The sequence below is a fragment of the Jeotgalicoccus nanhaiensis genome, assembly GCF_015235105.1.
GTDB lineage: Bacteria > Bacillota > Bacilli > Staphylococcales > Salinicoccaceae > Jeotgalicoccus > Jeotgalicoccus nanhaiensis.
In genome coordinates, this window is record NZ_JADGLW010000017.1 from 1 (window position 1) to 1483 (window position 1483).

Here is a 1483-nt window from a genome sequence, read left to right on the forward strand (position 1 = left end):
TGAACTATAACCTATAAAATAGACAATTTAATAAAAGCGTTACGCTGTGAGTAGATGACCCCTGTATTGTGCCGGGGTCATCTTATTTAGTCCCCATTGATAGCGCTCATTATTATACTTATTAATATATTCATTTGTTTGATGTTTGAGTTCGTCTAAGGATTCACAAGATTTATAATCGACCCAATCTTTGAAAGTCCCGAAGAATGATTCCATTGAAGCATTGTCCCAGCAGTTCCCCCGACGCGACATGGATTGTACCAATCCCATTTGTTTCACTTTAGACTGGAACTCCGGATGGGTATAGTGGAAGCCTTGGTCGGAATGAATGAGTGCTTCTGGATGGAACTCATCCACGGTATTGGAGAGTTGTTTTAAAGTCCGGTACACGATGTTCATTTTCAATGATGTGGTGACCACATGCGCCACAATCTCTCGAGTCGCACCATCTTTCACGCAGGATAAATAGGCTTTCTGACCTTTACCGTAATACAGGTAGGTGATATCGGTTAACAGGACCTTACCTGGCTCTCTTTGGTCAAACTCACGCTTCAATAAGTTTTTACACGTTTTATGTTCCTGCGTTGCTTTCATCATTAATTTATAAGGATTCACTCTACGAATGCGTGCCACTAGATTATATTTTTTCATCAGTCGTCTAATCTTTTTGTGATTCATAATAATATGATAATCATTGTCTAAGATTATTTTAATTTGTAAGGCACCGACTTTACCTTTCTCAGCATCATAGATTTTCTTAATGAGAACAATGTCTGCTTCATCATTGATTTGTCTAACAGATCTGTTTGCTTCGTTATTTTTCCAAGCATAATAGCCACTTCTCGACACCTCTCCCAGCATACACAGGTAAGTAATCATATTTTTGAGTTGATGGTTCCGGCAAATCATCTCTATTAATTCATAAGTCTCACATGGTTTTAACTGCGACGGTTTTGTTTCGCCTGCCTTTCTTTCATCTCGAGCTTTTTTAGAAAATCATTTTCAGCTTCCAAATATTTAATCCGTGCTTCAGCTTTCTTTAATTTCTCATCACTGTTCAGTGCTTTATTCGTTGGACGACCTGAAGCGCCTTTTCCACGCTGGTCACGTTCCAAACCGCTTTGTCCGTATTGCGCATATGTTTGACGCCATCGTGACAAGCATCGGCTTGGTTGTTCTTTACCCACGACAGACAAATCAAATCCATGATTGAGGAAGATTTGTGTGGGACTAAAGCCTTGTTCATGTGCGTCTACCGCGCGTATTTTAAATTCTGGATGATACGTAATAGATCGATCAGATACCCTCAATACATTTGGGTTTTGTTCCAGTTCTTTAATTTCAAAAGACGTAAAATGTCTAGCCATGATAGCCCTCCGTACAGATAGTTTATTTAAGTATAAACAAGATAATCTTTAGGGCATAGAAAAACCCGAATAAGAGACGCTTTTTATAAGCTGTCTATTATTCGGGTTACAGTTCA

General features: G+C 38.9%; 1 protein-coding gene. It reads right to left on the reverse strand.

Annotated features, from left to right (window positions below; genetic code table 11):
• Positions 1-39 precede the first annotated feature (39 nt).
• Positions 40-1367 (reverse strand): IS3 family transposase gene (locus tag IR135_RS11475; protein WP_135099502.1). Its coding sequence is split into 2 segments (ribosomal slippage): positions 40-992 and positions 992-1367, totalling 1329 coding nucleotides; the frame shifts between segments, so codons are not numbered across the junction.
• Positions 1368-1483: the final 116 nt, after the last annotated feature.